Raw genomic sequence first — 22,486 nt, forward strand, 5'->3', positions numbered from 1 at the left:
CCATCTATTGCTTGTGTGATTTCGCGTCACTTGGCCATAGGAGCCTGCGCCGGGCGGCGCCGAACAGAGAAGCTGAAGTAGTTTTCGAAGCATTCCAAAGTCGAATTGGGCTTATCTGCGTGCATTTCCAGTCATCCAAAGTAATCCGTCGCATAGGTCAAACGGCAGATACTTTTGTCATCTTTCCTTCGTGATGCCCTGCAGCATCCTGTGGCAAATACGGGACTGAATCTGTGACCTAACTAACAGAACCCGTGAAATAGCGGGCTGTTAGCCATAGGAACCAGAATCGCCCGCCTCACAACTTGTGCCTGCAATTGGTCCCATTTCGCGGCAGCGAGCGCTCTCCTAGCCGGCGAATCGTAAAATTTTACGCAATTTGGGCAGGCCCGTTTCAGCCTGTCCTCCGGTTTTGGGACCCTGGCCGTGCGCGTTAAGCAGAACAAAACGGCCCGCCTCGCACTATCTCCGCGAAAGCAACAAAGCCCGGTGCGTCGAGGTCGAGGGGACCCGGCGAAGCCGGAAGGGGATGTCAGATGGAGACCGCTGCTCGCTCGCGCGCCTGGCGCGCAATCCTTGTCATGTGCGGCTTGATCCTGCTCGGATCGGCGGCCGAAATTCGCGCCGGCACGCTGCTGTCGCCCGGAGCGGGCGTCCTCGTGCGCAAATCCGCCGAGCCGTTCGGTGTGTTCGCCTTCGCGATCTCCGGCGGCACCCTGCGGGAGAAATGGTCCGCGCTGAGGGCCAGGCTCGACGACGACATGGTGCAGCTCGCGCTGTGCGACGGCGACCGCGACAATTGTGCTTCGCCCGCAGCCTTGAGGCTGCTCGCCATCGTCGACCAGGCCCGCGCCCGCGAAGGCCGCGCACGGCTGGGCGAGACCAACCGCGCCATCAACCTGGCCATCCGCCCCGCCAATGACGGCATCGACGACGTCTGGAGCTCGCCGCTTGCGACCTTCGCGCGCGGCGCCGGCGATTGCGAAGACTATGCCATCGCCAAGCTCGCCGCGCTGCGACTTGCCGGCGTTGCCGCCGACGATCTCCGCATCGTCGTGGTGCGCGACGTCAGGGCCGGCGAAGAGCATGCGGTGGTCGCCGCAAAGCTCGACGGCCACTGGCTGATGCTCGACAACCGCCGCATGGCGATGGTCGAGGACGACGCCGCGCGGAGCTACCAGCCGCTGTTCGTGCTCTACCAGGCGGCGGTGATGAAATATGTCGACGAGCCGGTGCGGTTCTCGATGGTCGCCGCCGAGGGGCGGTGATCTAGGGGCGTGTACTCATAAAGGCGCAGATGTCGTCTTTTGGGGTCTAAGCAGACATGTTCTGCTTAATCAGAGTATTGCTGTTTTTGACCCAAACCGGTCCTCACGCCGGATCGCGTTTGATCGCTAATTTCGGCGTAATGGGCCCGCCGCAAGCCTGAAGTAGACCGGGCGCTCTAGCACCCGTCGTCTCCTTCCACGACGGTCGACAGGAAGCTGGAACGAGCCAGATCACATGCAATCGGTTTCGAGAACGAGGTGCCAAACCATCTACTCGTCAACGAACCATCGTTGGTGACCCAAGGGATTGGCGGCAGTTGCGGCAGATAAGATGCATACGGCATCACTTTCGCAAGCGTCACTCTGACCAGATACTTTGCTAGAAAAGCCTCGTTCATTCCGCCGTCCAGTCCGCTGTAGATCGGGGCTGCCGGCACGTTGTCATTGAGCAATCGCGCGAATTCGAGTTCGTCGGTGCGTTGCTTCTCAAGCGCCCGCCGCGCAATTTTGGAATCCACGACAAACGCGGGGCATTTATCGGTGGGACTGAACACGAGAGGATAAGGCGAATTTGGTGGAGCTTGCGCATCGAACACATAGCGTCGATTGCACACGTCCACCCTAGGTTCGAGATGCGTCGTCTCGAAGTGATCGCTGCCGACTTTGAGCATTTTCCAGAAGGAGAGGTTCGGGCTATTTCGATGCTGCGCCAGGTTTGCCGGCGTCAGGCGGAATGGATAAGCCTGGACCTGAAAGGACGGTCGGCCGCCGAGGAATGAGTCCCGCGCTAGCGAATAGATCTCGCTTATCTGTTCGTCGGTCATGGCATAGCAACCGCTCGATGAGCAGTCGCCATGGATCATGAGTAAGCTGCCGTCGCGATTGTTTGCCTTGTCGAAGCTGTTGGGAAAGCCGACGTTGATCGCAAGATGGTAATCGGAGTTGGGATTCATCAGCTCGGGAGTAATCGTATAGAACCCCTCTGGAGCCTGACGGTCACCCTCCTTCAGTTTCGGCCCGAGATCCCCCGACCATCGACAGATCGGGTACACCTTGAGGATTTTGAAAAGGCCGGTGGTGTCCTGTTTCCAGACTTCGAGCTCCGCCTCTTGCTTGAAGACGCGCACAAGGATAGGCGAGTATTTTGGCATCTTCTTTTGTCGGAGCAGCGAGAGCAACTCGGGTGGTAGCTCCTTTGTTGCCTTGGCCGGCAAGCGGTTGCTGTTTTCGCCAAGGCAGGTGGCCGGCGACAACGCCGCGAAAAAAGCTGCAGTCAGCACAAGCGCACGGAGTGCCGTGGCGCCGATCATGACCTTACCTCGGGCGTGGAATCTGCTCATTTGGGTAGCGTGTAGTTAGTGGGTCCGTAAGGCAAGCCCAGATGGGCGCAGTCTCGGAGAAGTTCGAGCTTGTCGTCGGCCTTGGGGATGCCAAGACGCTCGGTCTCGTCGTCCGCTTCGGGCCCTGTCCGTGTGATCGATGCGTTTGTCGATGCGCTCGATTTGGCCGAGATGAGCTTCGAGGTTGAGCCGGCGGCGACCGGTCGGCCATCGTACCATCCCTCGGTTCTCTTGAAGCTCTACATCTATGGCTATCTGAACCGGGTGCAGTCGAGTCGGCGGCTCGAACGAGAAGCCGGACGCAATGTCGAACTGATGTGGCTGCTGGGTCGGCTCACTCCCGATCACAAGACGATTGCCGACTTCCGCAAGGACAATGGCCTGGCGCTGCGCAGGGTGTGTGCGCGCTTCGTTGAACTCTGCCGTGGGATGGGTCTCCTGACGACGGCGAGCGTTGCCATCGACGGCAGCAAGTTCAAAGCGGTGAACAACCGGGACAGGAACTTCACCCGGGCGAAGGTGGAGCGGCGACGCTCCCAGCTGGAGGAGAGCGTCGCGCGGTATCTAGGCCAACTTGACACGGCCGACCGGCAGGAGCCGACGGAGGCCCTGGCCACGAAGGTGACGAGGCTTACCGAAAAGCTGACGAAGCTGAAGGAGGAAATGGGCAAGCTTGCCGCTTACGAGAAGCAGATGCTTGCATCGCCTGACCAGCAAATCTCCTTGACTGATCCCGATAGCCGCTCGATGGCGACGAGCGGCCGCGGCTCCGGCGTCGTCGGCTACAATGTGCAGGTCGCCGTGGATACCGAGCACCATCTGATTGTGACCCATGAGGTAACGAACAGCGGCTCAGATCGGGCTCAACTGGCCAATATGGCAAAGCAGGCGAAAGAAGTGCTCCAGACCGATGCGCTCGAGGCCGTTGCCGATCGCGGCTACTTCAGCAGCGTGGAGATCCTCGCGTGCCACGAGGCCGGCATCACGGTAACTCTGCCCAAGCCACAGACGTCGGGTGCCAAGTCAGATGGGCGCTTCGGCAAGCAGGATTTTGTCTATTTGCCTGAAGAGGACGCCTATCGCTGCCCAGCTGGAGAGCAACTGCCTTATCGCTTCACGAGCGAGGAAGACGGGAAGCGGCTACGGCGCTACTGGACCACGGCCTGTCAAAATTGTTCGCTTAAATCGCAGTGCACGACAGGGCCAGAGCGGCGGATTCCACGATGGGAGCATGAGCATCTGCTCGAGGCTGTGCAGCAGCGTCTCGATGCAAACCCACAAGCCATGCGCCAGCGTCGAGAGACAGTCGAGCATCCGTTCGGCACGATGAAGGCCCGCATGGGAGCGACACACTTCCTCACCAAAACGCTTCCAAAAGTAGCCGCCGAAATGGCACTCTCGGTGCTGGCCTATAATCTGACACGGGTCATGAACATCGTCGGGATCAAGCCGCTGATCGCTGCGATCGGGGCCTGAGACACACGCGGCTCCCCGCTTCCGGGACCGACGCCCTTTGAGATCGTTTTTACACGGCCAAGGCCCTTAGCGGACCAATCGAGGCAGTGTGCCCGACGGCAGCTTTTGACCCGAAGACGACATCCGAGGAGGTCGCCAGACAATAGCCTTGCTGAGATCACTCTCCTTGACATTTCAGCTTGTCGACGCTGACGCTGCATTGCTCAGCGATTGTCCCAGCCTTCGCAGCGTTGGAAAGGTATCACCATGAGGAAGACGTTGTTGGCCCTCGCCGCCGTCGCGACTTTGGTCGTTTCAGCAGCCTCGCCCACTTATGCTGGTCCGCGCTATGATTACGGCCCCGGCGGCAATCCGTATCCGCGCACTTATCCTGGACCCGGCGGCTATCCGTACTGGTCGGGCTATGTCGATGCCCCGGTTGGAGAGCCGATCCCGCCTTGCCACTGGATAACCCAGCGCTTCTGGGACGGGCATGGCTGGCGCGAGCGCCGCGTGCGCATCTGCGGCTGATCGGGTCGCGGCTGTTTCGATTGTCTGTTTTTGGCCGATTTTGTTGCAAAAGGCGGCTGTAACCGACGGATGTCTTTCGGCCATTCGGTAAGGCGGACCGGCTTTGATCCGCCGTCCCTGACGCTCTCAATGCAACTCCTACGCTACGCAATGCACAGGGCATGAGCGGGTGGTGGTCGCGCAACGAACAACGCGAGGCGCCTCAGATTTTGAGCGATGGCGGCCAGAACAAACTCGTCCTGGGCGCCCCGTGGGCCACGAAGCCGAAGTCGACCGAGCCTCAGGATGCGCTTCAAGTGTGCAAACTGCATCTCGACCTTCTTGCGCTGACGTCGCGACGTCTCGAAGCCCTCGGTGCCAGCGAACGACCGGGCGACGTCCCGGGCGTGCTCATGTATGTCGCGCGGGATCTTGCGCGATGGTTCTTTTGGACAGCACTGCGGTTTAAGCGGGCATGCGTCGCAGTCGAGCTTGCTCGCACGATACAGAAACGTTTTACCCTCGTGCACGGTGCCGCTCGTCCCGAGCCGCTTTCCGCCCGGACAGTGGTAGACGTCGCTGGTCGGATCATATCGAAAGTCACTGCGTGAGAAGGTGCCGTCATCTCGCTTCGACTTGTCGAACACGGGGATATGTGGCGCGATGCCCTTCTCCTCGACTAGCCAGTTCAGCATCGGAGCAGCCCCGTAAGCGGTATCCCCGACAAGCCGCTCCGGCTTGAGACCAAAGCGCTCCTCGGTTCGTTCGATCATGGTCTTTGCTGCACCGACTTCGGCCTGGCGAATGGCGCGGGACGCCTCGACATCAACGATGACGCCGAACTTCACGTCGATGAGATAATTGTCGGAGTAAGCGAAGAATGCTGGTCCCTTGTGAGCTCCGGTCCACTGGGCCGCGGGATCGGACAGCGAGATGAACTTCGGGACAACGTCGCTGGCCGCGCCCCACGCCGTATCGTCGAGGGTTGCCAGATACTCCTTCACCGCGCGGCTTGACCTCGCCGGATCGCGATCCTTGCGCCAATCCTGACCCGCAATCGAGCGCTGCTTGTTGGCGTCGGCAGCAATCAGGCTCGCATCGACGGCAAAGCCTTCGCCACCAACCAGACCCGCCAAAATGCACGCCTCGACGACGCGTTCAAACACGCGACGGAAAACATCCCCCTCGCGGAAACGCTCGTTGCGGGCCCGCGAGAAGGCCGAATGGTCTGGGATGGCATCTTCAATGCCGAGTTTGCAGAACCAACGATAGGCGAGGTTCACCTGTACTTCACGACAGATCAGCCGCTCCGAGCGGAGCGCAAAGACATACCCCAGGACCAGCATCCGGATCATCAGCTCCGGATCGATCGACGGACGACCCATGGACGAATAATGAGGAGCAACTTCGCTGCGAAGCCACGACAGATCGAGAGCAGCGTCGATCTTCCGCACCAGATGATCTTCGGGAACCGCGTCGCCGAGATGAAACTCGTAGAACAGTTGACCTTGGTCACTCTTCAGACGGCCCATCATGGATCGACCTCGTCGCGATTCACGTCAACACAACGGAATCACGCTTGCCGGCTCGTCTCAACTGACTTTTGCAACAAAATCGGCCCTTCTCGGACCTCGTGCAATGTCTGCTTCTGGGCCGCTGTTGGGGAATAAGCGGACATCGCGGATTTATGAGTACACGCTCTTGTGGCCTTGTGGCCAGGACCTCATCCCGCCACAAACCCGTTTCGCCCGCGGTTCCGGGGCGCTAGCATGGCGCCTTCTATGCGGGGGCGAGTGGAATGCGGTTCATCGTGCTGTCTGTGCTTGCGCTGCTGGCGTTGCCGGCGGCACCAGGATTGGCGCAATCCGGCCCATCCGACCGCTCCGTCACCGATCGGCTGCCGCTATTTGCCCGAAACAACTGCCAGTCGATTCGCGATCCCGGCAACCAATTGTTCTGCGGCGATCCCGAACTCGCCGCGGCGGCCGAGAAGCTGAGCACTGCGATCGAGGCGCGGCTCGCTCGCCTGCCCGATCGCCTGCCCGCGATCGAGGAGAACGCGATCTGGATCCGCCAGCGCAATCTCGGCTGCGGCAATGTCGGTCAGACCGCGATCCGCTCCGACGAGTTCGACCGGGTCAAGGCGTGCCTGCTCAAGGTGACCGAGGAGCGCGCCGCGATCGTGCGCGACCCGGACTTCGACTGCCTTGCCGCCAACACCGCGGCGGGCGCGCTGATCTGCGCGGACCCGGCGCTCGCACTCACCGAGACCGAGCTCAACAGCCAGGTGCTCGGCCTGATCGGCAAGCTCGACACGACCGCGGCGCGCTTTGCCTACGCCGAATACGGCCGCTGGACGCGCGAGCGCGACCGCAAGTGCAATCTGGTCGGCAAGGAGAACGTGCCGCTGGCCGAGCTCGAATCCGCGGAAGACTGTCTCGCCAATTTTCTGGAGCACAAGAGCGAGGAGATCCGCGCGGCGAAAGGCGATCCGAAGAAGGTGTTCGGCCGGCAGGTCGCGGCGCGCTCGCCCGACACCGATGCGGTCGATTTCTGCGCCGCGCGGATTCACGCGGCCAATTCCTGCGGCAACTTCCTTCGCATCAACCGCGTCTATACCATCGACAGCCAGGTCACCGAGCAGGAAGCGCAGGTCACCGGCGAGATCGAGATGGCCGTGCTGGCGCCCTTCACCACCTGCAGCAAGGTCGCCTCGACCTGCACCGGCACTTGCTGGAATCCCAGGACGGGCCAGCCGCAGCGCGGCGCCGGCAACAAGGAGCGATCCGGCGAGGCGTTCAACGTCACGCGCCGGCTGAGGATCCAGCGGACCTTTGCGTTCGTCAAAGCCGCCGACGGCTGGCGTTGCCGAGAAGACGAGCTGGCTCCGGTGAATTCGGGCACGGCGGGCGGCGGATCGTAGCTCTTACCCTCCCCTCCAGGGTAGGGCCATCGCGTATGGCTTGCACGATGCGGCGACATCGGCACTGGGCTCCCTCTCCCGCTTGCGGGAGAGGGTTGGGGAGAGGGTGTCTCCGCAACGGGATAATCCCCAAGAGGAAAGAACCCTCACCCGCCGCGCTCTGCGAGCGCGTCGGCCTCTCCCGCAAGCGGGAGAGGCGGAGCAAGCCCGCAGACAATCCTGGTGAAATCCATATGCGCTTACCCTCCCCTGGAGGCCCTCCAGGGGAGGGGCAGCAAGATCAAAACATCAGATTGTCCTTCACCAGCACCCAGCGGCCGCCCTTGACCTGCTGCACCTGGGTGATGGTGTTGGCGAGGTGGTCGGTCTTGGAGAACCTGGTCGGCGGCGAGTTGAAGATGTCGAGGAATTTCTCGCCCGACTCTAGTGAATCAAGCATCTTCTGCCCGGTGAGGTCCTTGCCCGCCTTGTCGGCGTAGAAGGCGAAGGTCGTCACCGCGTTGTAGCCGATGATGGCCTGCGTGTTGGCGTCGGTGCCGAACATCTTCTTGTAGTTGGCAAGCCAGTCCTTCACCTTGCCCTTGGCGTTGTCGTCGTAGGGAATCTCGAACTGGCTCGCGGCGTAGAGCCCTTCGACCGCATCCTTGCCCAGCGCCGGCACCTCCATCACGTTGGTCGGCGTGGCGCCGAGGAAGGTGACGTCCCAGCCAAGCTTCTTCGCCTCACCCATCGCGCCGATGGGCTCGCGCAGGACCGCGCCGAGCACCACGAGATCGCAGCCGTCGGACTTCATCTTGGCGATCTGCGCGCTGAAATCGGAGGCGCCGCGCTTGTAGCTCGTGATCGAGGCCGGCTGCACCTTCATGGCGGTGAGCTGCTGGTTGAAGCCGTCGAGCACGTTCTTACCGTACTCGTCGTCCTGATGCATGATGCAGGGCTTCTGGAATTTCTTCCATTCCATCATGTATTTCAGCGCCGCCCGCGTGCTCTCGACATAGGGCAGCAGATTGTTGAACTTCAACCGCTCCTGCGGCTTGGCCGGATCGAACTTGAAGGTGAACTCGGCCGCCGTCAGCGGGAACAGCTGGAGCACGCCGGCGTCGAGCAGGATATCCTGCGCCGCGAGCACGGTCGGCGACCCCATCGCTCCCACCATCGCGAAGATCTTGTCGCGCTCGATCAGCTTCTGCGAAGCCAGCACGGCCTTCTTCGGATCGTACCCGCTGTCCTCGACCACCAGCCGGAGCTTGCGCCCCTGGACGCCACCAGCCGCGTTGATCTCCTCCACCGCCATCTTCATGCCGTTGGAGACCGGCACGCCCCAGCCCTTGATCGGACCCGACAGGTCCTGATGGGTGCCGATGACGATCTCGGAGGCCGAGATCCCGTCATTGGTGACCTTGGTTTGCGCCGCGGCCGGCAGACAGGTGAGCGCCATTGCACTCACAGCAAGACCGAACGCGCAGAACGATTTCGACATTGACGTCTCCTCTCCTTTGGGCCCGTGTTACGCGAAGGGCGGGGGCCGCCGCTCCTTCGCTTCTTGTCCGCACATGTCCGCGATCTCAAGGCGCGGAACAGGTGTCTCACGCCACCGCGCGCTCGCGATACATCGCGTCGATCTCGGCGGCATAGCGCTTGTTCACGAAGCCGCGCTTCAGCTTCATGGTCGGCGTCAGCTCCTCGTCCTCCGGGGTGAGCTGGCGCTCGATCAGATAGAACCGCTTGATGGCCTCGACGCGGGCGAAGTTGGCATTGACCTGTTCGATCTCGCGCCAGATCAGGTCCTGGATCTCCACCGCCCGGCACAGGCTGGCATAATTGGTGAAGGGGATGTCGTGGTCCTGGGCGAACTTCTCGACGTTCTCCTGGTCGATCATCACGAGGCAGGTCAGATACGGCCGCTTGTCGCCGATCACCACGGCGTCCGAGATGTAGGGCGAGAATTTGAGCTGGTTCTCGATCTCGGACGGGGTGATGTTCTTGCCGCCTGAGGTGATGATGATGTCCTTCATCCGGTCGGTGATGCGGACGAAGCCTTCATTGTCGATGGTGCCGACGTCGCCGGTGTGCAGCCAGCCGCGCGCATCGATGGTTTCCGCGGTCCTCTCCGGCTGGTTCAGATAGCCCATGAACAGGAAGTCGCCCTTGATCAGGATCTCGCCCTCGGGAGACAGCGCGACCTCGCCCCAGGACACCGCCTTGCCGACCGAACCGAGTTTTATGCGCTCCGCCGGCATCATGGTCGCGACGCCGCAATTCTCGGTCTGGCCGTAGACCTCGTGCATGTCGATGCCGAGCGCGAGATACCAGCGGATCAGCTCCGGCGCGATCGGCGCTGCGCCAGTGAAGGCGATGCGGCAGCGGTCGAGCCCGATCATGCGGCGGATGTTGCGGAACACCAGCCGATAGGCGAGGTGGCTGGCGATGCGAAGCGGAAGGGGCGGTGTCTTTCCCTCGAGCCGGCAATCCGTCATGCGCAGACCGATCTCGATGGCACGGCGATAGACCCATTGCTGGAACGGCGTCGCGTCCTTCAGCGCGATGGTGATGGCGGAGTAGAACTTCTCCCAGATCCGGGGCACGGCAAAGAAGACGGTCGGCTGTACCTCGCGCAGATTGTCCGGCACGGTCTCCGGGCTCTCGGCGAAATTCATCACCGAGCCGAGCGCGACCGAGATGTAATAGCCGGCGACCCGCTCTGCGACATGGCAGAGCGGAAGAAAGATCAGCCGGTCGTCATCTTGTCGGGCAGGAATGAAGTCGTTGGCGTGGCGCATCTGATGCGTGACGCTGCGGTTGGAATGCATCGCGCCCTTCGGCGGACCGGTCGTGCCAGAGGTGTAGACGAGAATGACGAGATCGTCCGCGCTGCGGCTGTCGATCATCTCCTGCCACAGCGCCTCGCGGCCGGCCATGTGGTTGCGCCCGAGCGCGCGAAACTCGTCCAGCGACATCACCATGTCGTCGACGAAGCCGCCGAGGCCCTCCATGTCGAACACGATGATCTTCTGCAGGCTCGGGCAGCGCGCGCGGCAGACGAGGATCTTGTCGAGCTGTTCCTCGTCCTCGGCGAAGATCACCCGGGTGCCGGAATCGTTGACGAGATATTCGACCTGGGACGACGAATCGGTCGGATAGATGCCGGACGAGACGCCGCCGGCGCACAATATGCCCATGTCGGCATGGACCCATTCCGGCACCGCGTTGGCGATGACGGAGGCGACGTCGCCGGGCAGGAATCCGATCGCGCGGAGCGCGTAGGCGACCTCCCTGGAGATCGCGAGCCATTCGCGCCAGCTCGTCGGCTGCCAGATGCCGAACTTCTTCTCGCGGATCGCCGGCCTGTCGCCGCGCGTCTCGGCGGCGAGCAAGAAGCTCTTCGCGATCGTATCAGCGACCGTCAGCACCGCCGGTCGGGCCATGCACTCTCCTCCTTGTCGCCTTCCCCTCCGCTGCCTGCCTTGCCGGCGGTCCATGTTGGCGGATAGGCCATTCCATTTTAACGCCAAATCTTCCTCTAGCGCCAAATCTTGCTTTAGCGCCAAGTCTTGCTTTAGCGCCAAGTCTTGCCTTAGCGCCAAGTCTTCTTCTTCTTCCAGCGCCGCTCGCCTCGCGCGCCCTGTTCCTTGGCGCCAAGGTAAAATTCCTGAATGTCCTGGGAATGCATCAAGCGATCGCAGGTGTCGTTCATCACGATGCGGCCGATCTCAAGCACATAGCCGTAATGCGCGGTCTCCAGCGCCACCTTGGCATTCTGCTCGACCAAGAGGATCGACATGCCCTGCTCCTCGTTGACGCGGCGGATGATCGTGAAGATCTCCTTCACCAGCAGCGGCGACAGGCCGAGCGAAGGCTCGTCGAGCAAGAGCAGCGTCGGCCGGTTCATCAGCGCGCGCCCGATCGCGAGCATCTGCTGCTCGCCGCCGGAGAGCTGGCCGGCCGGCTGGCTGATGCGCTCCTTCAGCCGCGGGAAATAGCCGTACACGCGCTCCAGATCTTCCGCGACGCCGTCGCGATCCCGGCGCGGATAGGCGCCCATCATCAGGTTCTCGCGTACCGAGAGGAACGGAAACACCTCGCGCCCCTCCGGCACGTGGCTGAGGCCGAGCCGCACAATCCTGTCAGCTTCCATGCGCTGGATCGGCTTGCCCATGAACTCGATCGCGCCCTTCTGCGGATCGAGAATGCCGGAGATGGTCTTCAAGACCGTGGTCTTGCCGGCGCCGTTGGCGCCCAGCAGCGTGACGATGCGGCCGCACGGCACCTCGAGCGAGATGCCGCGGATCGCCATGATCGGCCCGTAATAGCTCTCGATGTTGGAGAGTTTCAGGATGATGTCGGGCGCCACGGTCGCATCCATGCGTCAGGCTCCGAGATACGCGGCGACGACGTCGGGGTGCTGCTGCACCTCCGCCGGCGAACCCATCGCGAGCACGCGGCCATAGTTGAGCGCGATGACGCGGTCGGAGACGCGGTTCACCAGCGACATGTCGTGCTCGACCATCAGCACGGTGATGCCGAGCTCGCTCTTCATGTCGCGGATCCAGAACGACATGTCGTCGGTCTCCTCGACATTGAGCCCGGAGGACGGCTCGTCGAGCAGGATCAGTTTCGGCTCCGAGCACAGCGCGCGGGCGAGCTCGATCACCTTGCGCACGCCGTAGGGCAGCCCCGAGATCAGCTTGTCGCGGTACGGCTCGAGGTCGAGGAATTCGATCACCTGCTCGACCCGGCGGCGATGCACCTTCTCGTTGGCGCGCACGCTCGGCAGGAACAATAGCTCCTGCCAGAGCTGCGTGGTGGAATGGCGGTGGCGTCCGACCAGCAAGTTCGAGAGGACGGTGGCATTCTCGAACAGCTCGATGTTCTGGAAGGTGCGGGCGATGCCGAGCCTTGCGATGTCGTAGGGCGGCTGCTCGGTGATGTCCTGGTCCTCGAAGAAGATGCGGCCCGAGGTCGGCCGGTAGATCCGCGAGATCAGGTTGAAGATCGAGCTCTTGCCGGCGCCGTTGGGGCCGATGATCGAGAGGATCTCGCCCTTCTCCACCGCGAACGACACCGCATCGACCGCCTTGAGGCCCCCGAAATGCAGCGACAGGTTCTCGGCGCGGAAATAGCTCATCGGTTCCGCTCCGACTTCACGTAGATCTTCTGCCGCTTGAAGGTCGCGCGCTTGTAGAGCGGGAATAGCTGGAAGAAGAGTTTGATCTTCAGCCAGCGGCCGTAGAGCCCGAGCGGCTCGAACAGCACAAAGAGAACGATGATGATGCCGTAGATCGCGCCCTTCAGGCCGTTGAGCGAGGCGAAGGCCGCGACCTTCGACTGGATATTGCCTGCCGTCGCGGGGCCCGCGCCGAACGTTGCGGCAATGCCGGCGATGATGCCGGGCATGTCGTCCTTCAGGTAAGTCAGGAACGGATCGATCATCACGATGAAGATCGCCCCCAGCACCGCGCCGTGCAGGCTGAAGCTGCCGCCGATCAGGATCACGATGATGAACTCGATCGAGAGCTGGAGCGTGAACATCTCCGGCGAGATGAAGGAGAGCTTGTGCGCGAACAGCACGCCGGCGAGGCCGGTGATCGCCGCCGAGATCGCAAAGGACTTGACCTTGTAGAGCGCGACATTGACGCCCATGCTGCGCGCGGCCGTCTCGGAGTCCCGGATCGCGACGAAGGCGCGCCCCGTCGGCGAGCGCAACAGATTGAGCGTGCCGACGATAGTCAGCACCAGCACGGCAAGGCACAGGAAATAAAAGGTCGGGCTGTCGCGCGGCACGGTGACGCCGAGCAGCGACAGCGTTTTGACCCGCATGCCCTCATTGCCGTTGGTGACGCTCTCCCACCGCGCCAGGATCTCCTCGACGATGAAGGCGAAGGAGATAGTGGCGATGACGAGATAGATACCCTGGAGCCGCAGCGCGGGAAAGCCGACCAGCGCGCCGATGCAGCCGGTCAGCACGCCCGCGGCGAGGAAATAGACCGGGAACGGCACGTTGTATTTCTGCAAATAGGCCGCCGTGTAGGCGCCGATCGCGAGGAAGGCCGCATGCCCGAGCGAAGCCTGACCGGTGAAGCCGGTCAAAATCATCAGCGCCACGCCGACCGTCGCATAGATGCAGACGAAGACGAGCTGGCTCATCAGGTAGCTGGAGAGCACGTAAGGCGCGATCAGCAGCAGCGCGAGCAGGATGCCGTAGGAGACGACATAGCCCGAATGCGGAAACAGCCTGATGTCGTCCTCATAGTCGGTCTTGAACAGGAAGCGCATGGCGGTTCAGACCTTCTTGCGGACGTGAAGGCCGAACAGGCCTTCGGGCTTGAGTAAGAGCACCGCGAGCAGCACGATATAAGGCGCGACGTCCTTCCAGCCCTCGGCCAGATAGAATCCCGCCATGCTCTCGATCACGCCGATCAGGACGCCGCCGACGACCGCGCCGGGAATCGAGCCGAAGCCGCCGAGCACGGCGGCCGGAAATGCCTTGAGGCCGAGCACGAGGCCGACATTGGAGTGGATGAAGGTGATCGGCGCCAGCAGCACGCCGGCGCAGGTCGCGACCGCCGCGCTGATGGCCCAGACCACCGATACCACCCGCTTGACCGGAATGCCCATGTAATAGGCCGCCAGCATGTTCTCGGAACTGGCGCGCATCGCGGTGCCGAGCGTGGTCTTGTTGAAGAACAAATAGAGCAGCGCGCAGAGGATGATCGTCGCCGCGATCACCGACAGCTTATCATGGGCGAGCACCAGCGAGCCGATGCGCAGGACGCCCTGGCTGAACGGGGTGTCAATCTTGAAATCGTCGGTGCCCCAGACCATGCCGGCGACCGAGCGCAGGAAATAGCCGAGGCCGATCGTGGCCATGATGATGGAGAATTGCGGATAGCCGAGGATCGGCCGCACCACCACGCGCTCGGCCAGCATGCCGAACAGCGCCATGGCGGCGACCGCACCGGCAAAGCCGATCCAGTAATTCAGGCCCATCATGCCGATGAAGGTGAAGGCGAAGAAGCCGCCGAGCATCATCAGATCGCCCTGGGCGAAATTGACGACCTCGGTGGCTTTATAGACGAGCACGAAGCCGAGCGCGATCAGGCCGTAGACGCAGCCGAGCGCAACACCGCTGACCAGCTGCTGAACGAAATCCAGCATCGCCGCGCATCCTCCCGATGCAACCGGCGGTTCTTTGTGACCGCCTCGCCGCATCTTGTGTCCAGTCGCTACGCAGTCGTTTCGCCGCGTTCGCGCATTCGTCCCGGCGCCAATTCAGCCCGAACCGCCAAGCGCTGTCAACAAACGGTGACTTGCCTTTAGTCGAAACCGGATGGTGGAATTTGTGGGCCGTAGATTCACGGTGCCGAAACATCTTCGGGTCATGGTCGCGGGCGATGCAAAACCGGATGGTGTGGCCGTCATGAAGCCGGACAAGTCGGCGCTCGAAGTCCGAGGGTTAACGAAGCGTTTTGACCGTTTGGCGGTCGACAGCCTCGATCTCACCATCCATGCCGGCGAATTCTATGCGCTGGTCGGCCCCAACGGCGCCGGCAAGACCACCACTTTGCGCATGGTTGCGGGCCTGCTCAGGCCCGATGCCGGCGCGGTCTCGATCTTCGGCATCGATGCGCTCCAGAACCCCGTCGCCGCCAAGCAAGTGATGGCCTGGGTGTCCGACGAGCCCATGATTTATGACAAGCTGACGCCGCTCGAATATCTCGAATTCGTCGCCGGCCTCTGGGGCATCGCGCCGTCGGTCTCCGAACCGGTCGCGCAGGAGCTCCTCACCTCGCTCGGCCTCGCGCCGCACCGGCATGAACGCTGCGAGGGCTTTTCCAAGGGCATGCGCCAGAAGGTGGCGCTGGCCGGCGCGCTGGTGCACGATCCCCGCCTCATCATCCTCGACGAGCCGCTGACCGGGCTCGACGCCGTCTCCGCCCGCCACGTCAAGGGGTTGCTGGGCGAGCGCGTCCGCGCCGGCTGCACCGTCATCATGACGACACACATCCTGGAAGTCGCCGAGCGCATGGCCGACCGCATCGGCGTGATCGCCTCGGGCCGCCTGGTCGCGGAGGGCACGCTCACCGAATTGCGCCAGCAGAACGGCCATGCCGACACCAGCCTGGAAGATCTCTTCATCGCGCTGGTGACGCTCCAGGAAGCCGCATGAGCTCGGCGACCGCGCTGTCCTGGTTTGCCCGCCACGAGCTCCGCCTCGCCTGGCGCGAATGGTTCGCCATGATGACGGGCGGACGGCGCAAGCGGGCGCGCGCGGCCGTCATCGGCCTTCTCTTCTTCGCAGCGCTGCTGCACGTCCCGGCCTGGGCCGTGATCGGCCGCTTCGCCGATCTGCAATTGCCGCTCGACAAATCCTCGCTGATCGTAATCACGGCGACGATCTTCCTGGCGTGGACCTTGATGCTCTCGCAGGCGATCGAATCCGTGACGCGGGTGTTCTACGCCCGCGCCGATCTCGACCTGATCATGTCCTCGCCAGCGACGCTCGCCAATCTGTTCTCGGTGCGCATCGCCGCGATCGCGCTCACCGTCACGGTGATGGCGCTCTTGTTCTCGACGCCGTTCGTCGACGTGCTGGTGATCGGCGGGGGTCCGCGCTGGCTCGCGGCGTTCGGCGTCGTCATCGCCATGGGCCTGTCGGCCGCCGCGATCGCGATCGCCGTCACCATCCTCTTGTTCCGCTTGATCGGCCCGGCGCGGACGCGCTTTGCGGCCCAGATCCTGGCCGCGATCATCGGCGCCGGTTTCGTGATCGCGCTCCAGGTCGCCGCGATCATGTCCTACGGCACGCTGTCGCGCTTCACCATCCTGACCTCGGGGAGCCTTGCCGCCTATGCCCCCGATGTCGACAGCATCTGGTGGTGGCCGGCGCGGGCGACGATGGGCGACAGCGAAGCGCTGTTGCTGCTTCTGGCGCTCGGGCTCGTGCTGCTCGGAAGCGTAATGGCGATGTTCTCCGGCCGCTTCGCCGACACCGCGATCGATGCCGCGGCTTACGGCAGCTCCGGCCGCAGGCGCGCGAAGGAGCGTCCGTTCCGCAGCGGATCGCGGCAGCAGGCGCTGCGGCGCAAGGAATTCAAGCTGCTCTGGCGCGATCCCTGGCTGATCTCGCAGACCCTGATGCAGCTGCTCTACCTGGTGCCGCCTGCGCTCTTGCTCTGGCGCAGCTTTGCCGACAGCTCCGCGGCGGTGACGCTGATCACGCCCGTCATCGTCATGGCGGCCGGTCAGCTCGCGGGCGGCCTTGCCTGGCTGACGATCTCCGGCGAGGACGCCCCTGATCTCGTCGCCACCGCGCCGCTGACGCCGTCCAGCGTCATCCGCGCCAAGATCGAGGTGGTGCTGATCGCGATCGCCGCCATCTTCTGCCCGCTGATCGGCGCGCTCGCCCTCGCCTCTCCGTACCAGGCTGCGGTCAGCGCCGGAGCGATCATCATCAGCTCGGCCTCGGCGACCGCGATCCAGCTCTGGTTCCGGGTGCAGGCAAGGCGCAGCCAATTCCGCCGCCGCCAGACGTCGTCGCGGCTTGCGACCTTCGCCGAGGCGTTCTCCTCGATCGGCTGGGCCGCCAGCGCCGCGCTGCTGCTTGCCTTGCCGATCGCGGGCCTCATCAGCGGCTTGATCACCGCCGGCCTCGTCGCCATCACCTGGAAGTTCAGCCCGCGGCGGGAGTGACGGGCATCGGTTGCCTGCGAGGCCACCGCCGCTTCAGGTGTCGAAGGCCGGTTGTGTGCTGCGTAGAGCGGCGGCCTTGCGCCGATCCATCAGGCGCCTGACCCAGTTGCGCCCGGGCTCTTCCACGAAGCGATATGTTGCGACCGACAGCAGCACGGTCAGCACCAGCATGGCGATTTGGAGGAGATCGCCAAGCCAGAGCGATCCATTCAAGGAGACCACCTTCGTTGGTTCATGGTCCGAGCTGAGCGCATAGGAGACAAACAGATCCATATGCCCAAGACGCTCGACGACCATGAGGATCGCCCGCACAACCGCCCTGACGAGCGGATGCAGCATGTAGATCGAGTAGGTCAGGGTCCCGATCATGAGCATGAATGGCGCCGTCAGCCGATGGCTGACCCCGCCGGCCTCACGCGCGAACACGAGAACGACGAGCGTGAACACCAGTGGCGAGGCCACCTGCAGGATGACGCTGCTTCCCGCGACCGAAACATACCCAACGACGAGCATCAGGCTCGCCGCCTCCAGCCATGTCTCGCCTGATGGCGCCAGGCGCGCTCGCAAGAGCGGGAAGCGCTCGCGCAAGTCGAAGCAGACGACGCCGAGTGCAAAGCCATAAAGGCAACGCACGAGGCCGTAGTCGTAGGTCGCGTTCATCCCATCGGGGCTGATGGTGGCGAGCACCACCGGCCCGACAACGATCGGGAGCAGCCAGGGCCAGATCGCGGGCCCGATCCTGCTCACGACGGCGGCGAAGATCACGTAGGCGGCGAACTCGGTGCTGATGCTCCAGCTCGCGAAGTTCAGCCAGTTCTGCGGATTGACGCCGAGGCCCTGCACGAGAAGGATGTTGGTGACGACGGCCTGGAGCAGGTTCGCCCCGACGCCGTCCTTCGCAGCATCGATGGGAATGAACAGCAGCAGCGTCACGAGGTGCAGCGGGTAGATCCGCCCCAGCCGCAGCATGAGAAAGCGGCCCGTGCCGAAGCCCGCGGCGAGGCGCGAACGATAATTCGACGCAATGACGAAGCCGCTCAGCACGAAGAAGAAATCGACGAACAAATAGGCATGTCTGGTGAGCGGCAGGAAGGACAGATGGCTGATCACGTCGAAGTGAAACAGCGCGACCATGCAGGCGCAAATGCCACGCCAGCTGTCGAGCGCATGATATCGGGTGATGTTTTCAGCCGAGGCCATCGAAAACGGGTAGGCAGAAAACGCCACTGTCACAAGCAACGGTTGAATCTATACTTAATGTATCAGGCAGTCGCGGCATGACGCAGCGGCAACGACTCGACGGCGGTCTGGGCGCGTGAGAGCGGCACAAGCGGCTATATCGGCTTCGGGTCCGCTACGCTGCAACTCGGCTGGACCGGCATCGCCGCCGATGTCTCGACCTATGCGCTCAGCGTCCAGAACACCAACGGTGCGATCCACTATGTCACCGCCCAGCTCTCCCGAGCTGCGTCACTTTTCCGGATCATGCCTCGACGGCATGACGCCCGAACGATTCGAAGCTACACTGACCGGATCGTCGATTGAATGGCGGGCGGACTGATGATGTATCGACTCTTGCTGACGGCTTTGGCGTTCTTCGGCTGGCTGCTGGCGCCTGCCCTTGCCCAGCAGCCACAGCGCAGCGAGTGCCTGGCGATGGCCAATGCCGCGCCGAGGGTCTTGTCGGTCGCCTTCAGGCAGGCGGCGGCCGCCGCGGAGGTCGAGATCACCTATGCCGGCCACTCCACCTATTTCATCGACACGCCCGGCGGCTTGCGCATCGCCACCGACTATAGCGGCGCCTATCAGGTGGGCCGGCTGCCCGACGTCGTCACCATGAACCGGGCCCACAGCACCCACTACAGTCTGTTTCCCGACCAGCGCATTCCCCATGTGCTGCATGGTTGGGGCGACGACGGCAAGCCGGCGATCATCTCGGAACGCATCGGCGACACCTTCATCCGCAACGTCACCACCGACATCCGCCGCTATTTCGGCGACGATGCCGGCGTCGACATGATCCGCGACGGCAATTCGATCTTCATCTTCGAGGTCGCCGGCCTCTGCATCGGCCATCTCGGCCACCTCCACCACAAGCTCGACGACAGCCATTTTGCCCAGATCGGGCGGCTGGATATCGTGATGGTGCCGATCGACGGCACCTACACCATGTCGCTGGGCGGCGTCTCCGAGATCACCAAGCGCCTGCGCGCGTCCGTGGTGCTGCCGATGCATCGCTTCGCCACCCCGCTCGACGAGTTCATGGACCGGATCGGCCAGCAGTTCGAGATCGACCGGCGCAGCGCGCGCTCGTTCCGGATGTCGCGCGATGCACTGCCGTCGAAGCCGACGGTGATCATCCTCGACGGCGTCTGACCCGCGGGAACGCATGAACCGCCTCCGACTTGGTTGCTTCGAGATCGTCTTCGATCGGAGCAATCATGAGCAGAAGGTTCCTCATCATCGGCGCGTTCGCCGCCATCTATCTGCTATGGGGTTCCACCTACTTCGCCATCACGCTGGGCCTGAAGTCGATCCCGCCATTTCTGCTGATGGCGCTTCGCTCGCTCTGCGGCGGCATTGTGTTATTGGCGATGAGCGGTGGACAGATCGCGAGCGTTTCGTTGCAAGCATGGGCCATGGCGAGCCTGTGCGGACTGCTGTTCTTCGTCGGGTGTCACGGAGTGCTCGCCTTCGCCCAGCAATCGGTTCCTTCGGGCGTGGCAGCCATCGTGCTCGCCACGATCCCGTTCTGGATCCTGCTGATCGATCTCGTGTTCCCTGGGGATCAGCGGCCGCGGCCCGTTGCCCTGCTGGCGCTCGTGCCGGGCTTCCTGGGCGTTGGACTCGTGGCATGGCAGAACGTCGAGCAGGCCGGCATCAGCATTCTTCCCGTCGTCCTCCTGCTCGCTGCGGCCTTGTCGTGGTCGGCCGGGACCGTGCTGTCCCGGCGCATGTCGAACCAGACGTCCGCCATCCTGCTGTCAGGCATGCAGTTGTCGATCGGCGGTGCCGTCCTGTTCGCGATCAGCTGGCTGACGGGCGAGATCGAAAGCTTCAGGCCGGGCGACGTCTTGCCGATGTCGCTCGCAGCGGCGCTTTGGCTGATCATCGCCGGCAGCGTGATCGGATTCGTCGCCTACAACTGGCTGCTGGAGAACGTCTCGACCTCGCTGGTGTCGACCTACACTTTCGTCAACCCGGTGATCGCGGTGCTGCTCGGCACCGTCGTGCTGGGCGAACCGTTCTCGCCCATGATGCTGCTCGGCGCGGGGCTCGTCATCGTCTCTGTCATCGTGATTTGGCGCGCGGAGCGCACAGAGAGCGGACGGACGAAAGATGAGGCCGATCGGGGCATCAAGAATATGACCCTGCACAAGACCTGACGATCGCGGACGGCAATTTTCTCCAAGTCATCCGCGGTCCGCTCGTGCTGATCTCCGGACAACGGGAGATCGACATGACCGACTTTGCGAGATTGTTGCACGCCGATGGACCAAATCCGGAGCACGCATCGGCGCTCCAGCTCTATGGCCGCTTCGTCGGCGATTGGCGCGCCGAGATCACCGCTCGTGGCGCCGATGGAACGAAACACACCGCGCCGGGCGAGATCCATTTCGGTTGGGTGCTGGAGGGCCGCGCCGTGCAGGACGTCTGGATCATTCCGCGGCCCGCCGGCAGCCCGGCCTTTCCAGTCGCGGGCAATTGGTACGGCACGACGCTGCGGGTCTATGATCCCTCCATTTCCGCGTGGCGGATTTCCTGGTTCGATCCCGCACGCTGCGTCTTCCGGCAACAGATCGGCCGCGCGCGCGGCGCCGACATCGTGCAGGAAGGCACGACCGACGCGGGCGAGCTGACACGCTGGAGCTTTACCGAGATCACCGGGGGTTCGTTCCATTGGCTCGGCGAGGTCAAGCCTGCCACGGCAGCCGCGTGGCGGCTGGTGGTCGATGTGAGGGCGACACGGTGCAAAAGCGCGATGGCATGAAGATGCATCACCATCGCGCTTTTGGTCATTGTATGAGCATGATCTTTTCGGAAAACCGCTACGCACTTTGCGCTAACGCGGCCCTTCGGGTCCGGATCATGCTCTAGGGCTGAGCGCTGTGCTTGCGATGACGGGTGCGGTTGCGCAGCGCGCGCTGCTGCGTGAGGCGATGAGGTGCTAGGCTCCCCCCACAAAGAATATAGAGGGAGCGAACGCCTATGGCCGCAACTGGCTTGCCCGCCAACACGAGCGGGCTGTTCCTCGAGCCGCGCGAGGACTGGCTCGCGCAACATCAGGAGGAGATCATCGATCCGGCCCTGCCGATCGTCGATCCCCATCACCATCTCTGGAATCGCGGACACCGCTATCTGATCGAGGAGATGGCTGACGACATCGCCTCCGGCCACAACATCATCGCCACCGTCTATGTCGATTGCCGCTCGATGTATCGCGCACATGGACCCGAGGCGTTCCGACCCGTCGGCGAGGTCGAGTTCGCGAGCGGCGTCGCCGCCATGAGCGCGAGCGGTGGCTACGGCAAGGCGGCGATCTGCGCCGGCATCGTCAGCCACGCCAATCTGCTGCTGGGCGATGCCGCAAAGCCGGTGCTGGAAGCGGAGATCGCCGCCGGCAATGGCCGCTTCCGCGGCATCCGGCATTCCTCGGCCTGGGACCAGGACCCCGCGGTCGCCGGCATGTACGCGAACCGGCCGAAGGAGTTGTTGCGGGACCCGACCTTCCGCAAGGGCTTTGCCTGCCTCGCGCCGCTGGGCCTCAGCTTCGATGCCTGGCTGTTCCATCCGCAGATCGGCGAGCTGACCGAGCTCGCGCGCGCCTTTCCCGACACCAGAATCGTGCTCGACCATTGCGGCGGTCCGGCCGGAATCGGTCGCTTTGCCGGACGGCGCGAAGAGGTGTTTCCGCAGTGGCGCGCCTCGATCCAGGAGATCGCCAAGTGCGAGAACGTGGTGGTGAAGCTCGGCGGGCTCGCGATGTGCCTGCTCGGCTATGACTTCCATCTGCGCGCGAAGCCGCCGTCATCCGAGGAGCTTGCCGCGGCCTGGCGGCCCTATGTCGAGACCTGCATCGAGGCGTTCGGCGTGAGACGCGCGATGTTCGAGAGCAACTTTCCGCCGGACAAGGGCCAGTGCAGCTACCAGGTGATCTTCAACGCCTTCAAGCGCATCGCAGCGCCCTTGAGCGAGGCCGAGAAGACGGCGCTGTTCTCGCAGACCGCGACCGAATTCTATCGGCTCGATCTGCCGTCATGACGAGAAGAGGGGCCGGGATATTGATCCCGACCCCTCTT

At 63.2% G+C, this 22,486-nt stretch carries 18 protein-coding genes and 1 pseudogene; 10 read left to right on the forward strand and 9 right to left on the reverse strand.

The window, feature by feature from the left end; all coding sequences use genetic code 11:
* Positions 1–536 precede the first annotated feature (536 nt).
* Positions 537–1,268, forward strand: a complete 732-nt coding sequence (locus AAFG16_RS44115; protein ID WP_342735346.1) for a transglutaminase-like cysteine peptidase — start codon at positions 537–539, stop codon at positions 1,266–1,268.
* A gap of 176 nt (positions 1,269–1,444) precedes the next feature.
* Here AAFG16_RS44115 and AAFG16_RS44120 read toward each other — a convergent pair whose 3' ends face one another.
* Complete coding sequence (locus AAFG16_RS44120; protein WP_342735348.1) at positions 1,445–2,578, reverse strand: murein L,D-transpeptidase family protein; 1,134 nt, start codon at positions 2,576–2,578, stop codon at positions 1,445–1,447.
* Positions 2,579–2,731: 153 nt separating this feature from the next.
* On the opposite strand from AAFG16_RS44120, the pseudogene AAFG16_RS44125 reads away from it, so the two are divergent.
* Positions 2,732–4,084 (forward strand): annotated as a pseudogene (locus AAFG16_RS44125) (IS1182 family transposase); the annotation flags it as partial.
* A 246-nt stretch (positions 4,085–4,330) separates the two neighbouring features.
* Positions 4,331–4,594: a hypothetical protein gene (locus AAFG16_RS44130; RefSeq protein ID WP_283082422.1), complete on the forward strand. Its 264-nt coding sequence runs from the start codon at positions 4,331–4,333 to the stop codon at positions 4,592–4,594.
* A 143-nt stretch (positions 4,595–4,737) separates the two neighbouring features.
* Here the strand turns inward: AAFG16_RS44130 and AAFG16_RS44135 are convergent, their stop codons facing one another.
* Entirely contained in the window at positions 4,738–6,108 is a 1,371-nt protein-coding gene (locus tag AAFG16_RS44135; protein ID WP_342735350.1) for an IS1182 family transposase, read from the reverse strand.
* Positions 6,109–6,371: 263 nt separating this feature from the next.
* Here AAFG16_RS44135 and AAFG16_RS44140 point away from each other — a divergent pair, with 263 nt between their 5' ends.
* A complete protein-coding gene (locus AAFG16_RS44140; protein WP_342735352.1) occupies positions 6,372–7,496 on the forward strand; it encodes a hypothetical protein in 1,125 nt (374 codons plus the stop codon).
* A 280-nt stretch (positions 7,497–7,776) separates the two neighbouring features.
* Here the strand turns inward: AAFG16_RS44140 and AAFG16_RS44145 are convergent, their stop codons facing one another.
* The 6 genes from AAFG16_RS44145 to AAFG16_RS44170 form a co-directional block, all read right to left on the reverse strand.
* Complete coding sequence (locus tag AAFG16_RS44145; RefSeq protein WP_342735354.1) at positions 7,777–8,976, reverse strand: ABC transporter substrate-binding protein; 1,200 nt, start codon at positions 8,974–8,976, stop codon at positions 7,777–7,779.
* A gap of 106 nt (positions 8,977–9,082) precedes the next feature.
* Complete coding sequence (locus AAFG16_RS44150; RefSeq protein WP_342735356.1) at positions 9,083–10,921, reverse strand: AMP-dependent synthetase/ligase; 1,839 nt, start codon at positions 10,919–10,921, stop codon at positions 9,083–9,085.
* Between the two features lie 149 nt (positions 10,922–11,070).
* The gene (locus AAFG16_RS44155; protein ID WP_342735358.1) at positions 11,071–11,859 is read right to left on the reverse strand and encodes an ABC transporter ATP-binding protein; all 789 of its coding nucleotides are present in this window, start codon (positions 11,857–11,859) and stop codon (positions 11,071–11,073) included.
* 3 nt (positions 11,860–11,862) lie between these two features.
* Complete coding sequence (locus tag AAFG16_RS44160; protein ID WP_027562020.1) at positions 11,863–12,621, reverse strand: ABC transporter ATP-binding protein; 759 nt, start codon at positions 12,619–12,621, stop codon at positions 11,863–11,865.
* Complete coding sequence (locus AAFG16_RS44165; protein ID WP_283082428.1) at positions 12,618–13,769, reverse strand: branched-chain amino acid ABC transporter permease; 1,152 nt, start codon at positions 13,767–13,769, stop codon at positions 12,618–12,620. The genes AAFG16_RS44160 and AAFG16_RS44165 overlap by 4 nt, the downstream gene beginning before the upstream one ends.
* Before the next feature lie 6 nt (positions 13,770–13,775).
* A complete protein-coding gene (locus AAFG16_RS44170) occupies positions 13,776–14,651 on the reverse strand; it encodes a branched-chain amino acid ABC transporter permease (RefSeq protein WP_283082429.1) in 876 nt (291 codons plus the stop codon).
* A 262-nt stretch (positions 14,652–14,913) separates the two neighbouring features.
* Here AAFG16_RS44170 and AAFG16_RS44175 point away from each other — a divergent pair, with 262 nt between their 5' ends.
* Positions 14,914–15,663 carry an ABC transporter ATP-binding protein gene (locus AAFG16_RS44175; RefSeq protein ID WP_283087105.1) on the forward strand — a complete coding sequence of 250 codons (750 nt, stop codon included), beginning with the start codon at positions 14,914–14,916 and terminating at the stop codon, positions 15,661–15,663.
* Complete coding sequence (locus AAFG16_RS44180; protein ID WP_342735362.1) at positions 15,660–17,186, forward strand: permease; 1,527 nt, start codon at positions 15,660–15,662, stop codon at positions 17,184–17,186. The genes AAFG16_RS44175 and AAFG16_RS44180 overlap by 4 nt, the downstream gene beginning before the upstream one ends.
* A gap of 33 nt (positions 17,187–17,219) precedes the next feature.
* Here AAFG16_RS44180 and AAFG16_RS44185 read toward each other — a convergent pair whose 3' ends face one another.
* The gene (locus AAFG16_RS44185; protein WP_342735364.1) at positions 17,220–18,386 is read right to left on the reverse strand and encodes an acyltransferase; all 1,167 of its coding nucleotides are present in this window, start codon (positions 18,384–18,386) and stop codon (positions 17,220–17,222) included.
* A gap of 363 nt (positions 18,387–18,749) precedes the next feature.
* Here AAFG16_RS44185 and AAFG16_RS44190 point away from each other — a divergent pair, with 363 nt between their 5' ends.
* From AAFG16_RS44190 to AAFG16_RS44205, 4 genes are all read left to right on the forward strand, one after another.
* Positions 18,750–19,562 (forward strand): MBL fold metallo-hydrolase, encoded by an 813-nt coding sequence (locus AAFG16_RS44190; RefSeq protein ID WP_342741081.1) that lies wholly within the window; start codon positions 18,750–18,752, stop codon positions 19,560–19,562.
* A 65-nt stretch (positions 19,563–19,627) separates the two neighbouring features.
* Positions 19,628–20,572 carry an EamA family transporter gene (locus AAFG16_RS44195; protein ID WP_342735366.1) on the forward strand — a complete coding sequence of 315 codons (945 nt, stop codon included), beginning with the start codon at positions 19,628–19,630 and terminating at the stop codon, positions 20,570–20,572.
* Between the two features lie 74 nt (positions 20,573–20,646).
* Entirely contained in the window at positions 20,647–21,177 is a 531-nt protein-coding gene (locus AAFG16_RS44200) for a hypothetical protein (RefSeq protein WP_342735368.1), read from the forward strand.
* Between the two features lie 218 nt (positions 21,178–21,395).
* Positions 21,396–22,448, forward strand: coding sequence for an amidohydrolase family protein (locus tag AAFG16_RS44205; RefSeq protein ID WP_342735370.1), 1,053 nt, complete (start codon positions 21,396–21,398; stop codon positions 22,446–22,448).
* Positions 22,449–22,486: the final 38 nt, after the last annotated feature.

Source organism: Bradyrhizobium sp. B117 (assembly GCF_038969555.1).
GTDB lineage: Bacteria > Pseudomonadota > Alphaproteobacteria > Rhizobiales > Xanthobacteraceae > Bradyrhizobium.

What these genes read in the sequence shown, in the direction of transcription:
- AAFG16_RS44115 (WP_342735346.1), top strand. Translation starts at nt 537, where the DNA reads ATGGAGACCGCTGCTCGCTCGCGCGCCTGGCGCGCAATCCTTGTCATG.
- AAFG16_RS44120 (WP_342735348.1), bottom strand. Translation starts at nt 2,578, where the DNA reads ATGATCGGCGCCACGGCACTCCGTGCGCTTGTGCTGACTGCAGCTTTT.
- AAFG16_RS44130 (WP_283082422.1), top strand. Translation starts at nt 4,331, where the DNA reads ATGAGGAAGACGTTGTTGGCCCTCGCCGCCGTCGCGACTTTGGTCGTT.
- AAFG16_RS44135 (WP_342735350.1), bottom strand. Translation starts at nt 6,108, where the DNA reads ATGATGGGCCGTCTGAAGAGTGACCAAGGTCAACTGTTCTACGAGTTT.
- AAFG16_RS44140 (WP_342735352.1), top strand. Translation starts at nt 6,372, where the DNA reads ATGCGGTTCATCGTGCTGTCTGTGCTTGCGCTGCTGGCGTTGCCGGCG.
- AAFG16_RS44145 (WP_342735354.1), bottom strand. Translation starts at nt 8,976, where the DNA reads ATGTCGAAATCGTTCTGCGCGTTCGGTCTTGCTGTGAGTGCAATGGCG.
- AAFG16_RS44150 (WP_342735356.1), bottom strand. Translation starts at nt 10,921, where the DNA reads ATGGCCCGACCGGCGGTGCTGACGGTCGCTGATACGATCGCGAAGAGC.
- AAFG16_RS44155 (WP_342735358.1), bottom strand. Translation starts at nt 11,859, where the DNA reads ATGGATGCGACCGTGGCGCCCGACATCATCCTGAAACTCTCCAACATC.
- AAFG16_RS44160 (WP_027562020.1), bottom strand. Translation starts at nt 12,621, where the DNA reads ATGAGCTATTTCCGCGCCGAGAACCTGTCGCTGCATTTCGGGGGCCTC.
- AAFG16_RS44165 (WP_283082428.1), bottom strand. Translation starts at nt 13,769, where the DNA reads ATGCGCTTCCTGTTCAAGACCGACTATGAGGACGACATCAGGCTGTTT.
- AAFG16_RS44170 (WP_283082429.1), bottom strand. Translation starts at nt 14,651, where the DNA reads ATGCTGGATTTCGTTCAGCAGCTGGTCAGCGGTGTTGCGCTCGGCTGC.
- AAFG16_RS44175 (WP_283087105.1), top strand. Translation starts at nt 14,914, where the DNA reads ATGAAGCCGGACAAGTCGGCGCTCGAAGTCCGAGGGTTAACGAAGCGT.
- AAFG16_RS44180 (WP_342735362.1), top strand. Translation starts at nt 15,660, where the DNA reads ATGAGCTCGGCGACCGCGCTGTCCTGGTTTGCCCGCCACGAGCTCCGC.
- AAFG16_RS44185 (WP_342735364.1), bottom strand. Translation starts at nt 18,386, where the DNA reads ATGGCCTCGGCTGAAAACATCACCCGATATCATGCGCTCGACAGCTGG.
- AAFG16_RS44190 (WP_342741081.1), top strand. Translation starts at nt 18,750, where the DNA reads ATGTATCGACTCTTGCTGACGGCTTTGGCGTTCTTCGGCTGGCTGCTG.
- AAFG16_RS44195 (WP_342735366.1), top strand. Translation starts at nt 19,628, where the DNA reads ATGAGCAGAAGGTTCCTCATCATCGGCGCGTTCGCCGCCATCTATCTG.
- AAFG16_RS44200 (WP_342735368.1), top strand. Translation starts at nt 20,647, where the DNA reads ATGACCGACTTTGCGAGATTGTTGCACGCCGATGGACCAAATCCGGAG.
- AAFG16_RS44205 (WP_342735370.1), top strand. Translation starts at nt 21,396, where the DNA reads ATGGCCGCAACTGGCTTGCCCGCCAACACGAGCGGGCTGTTCCTCGAG.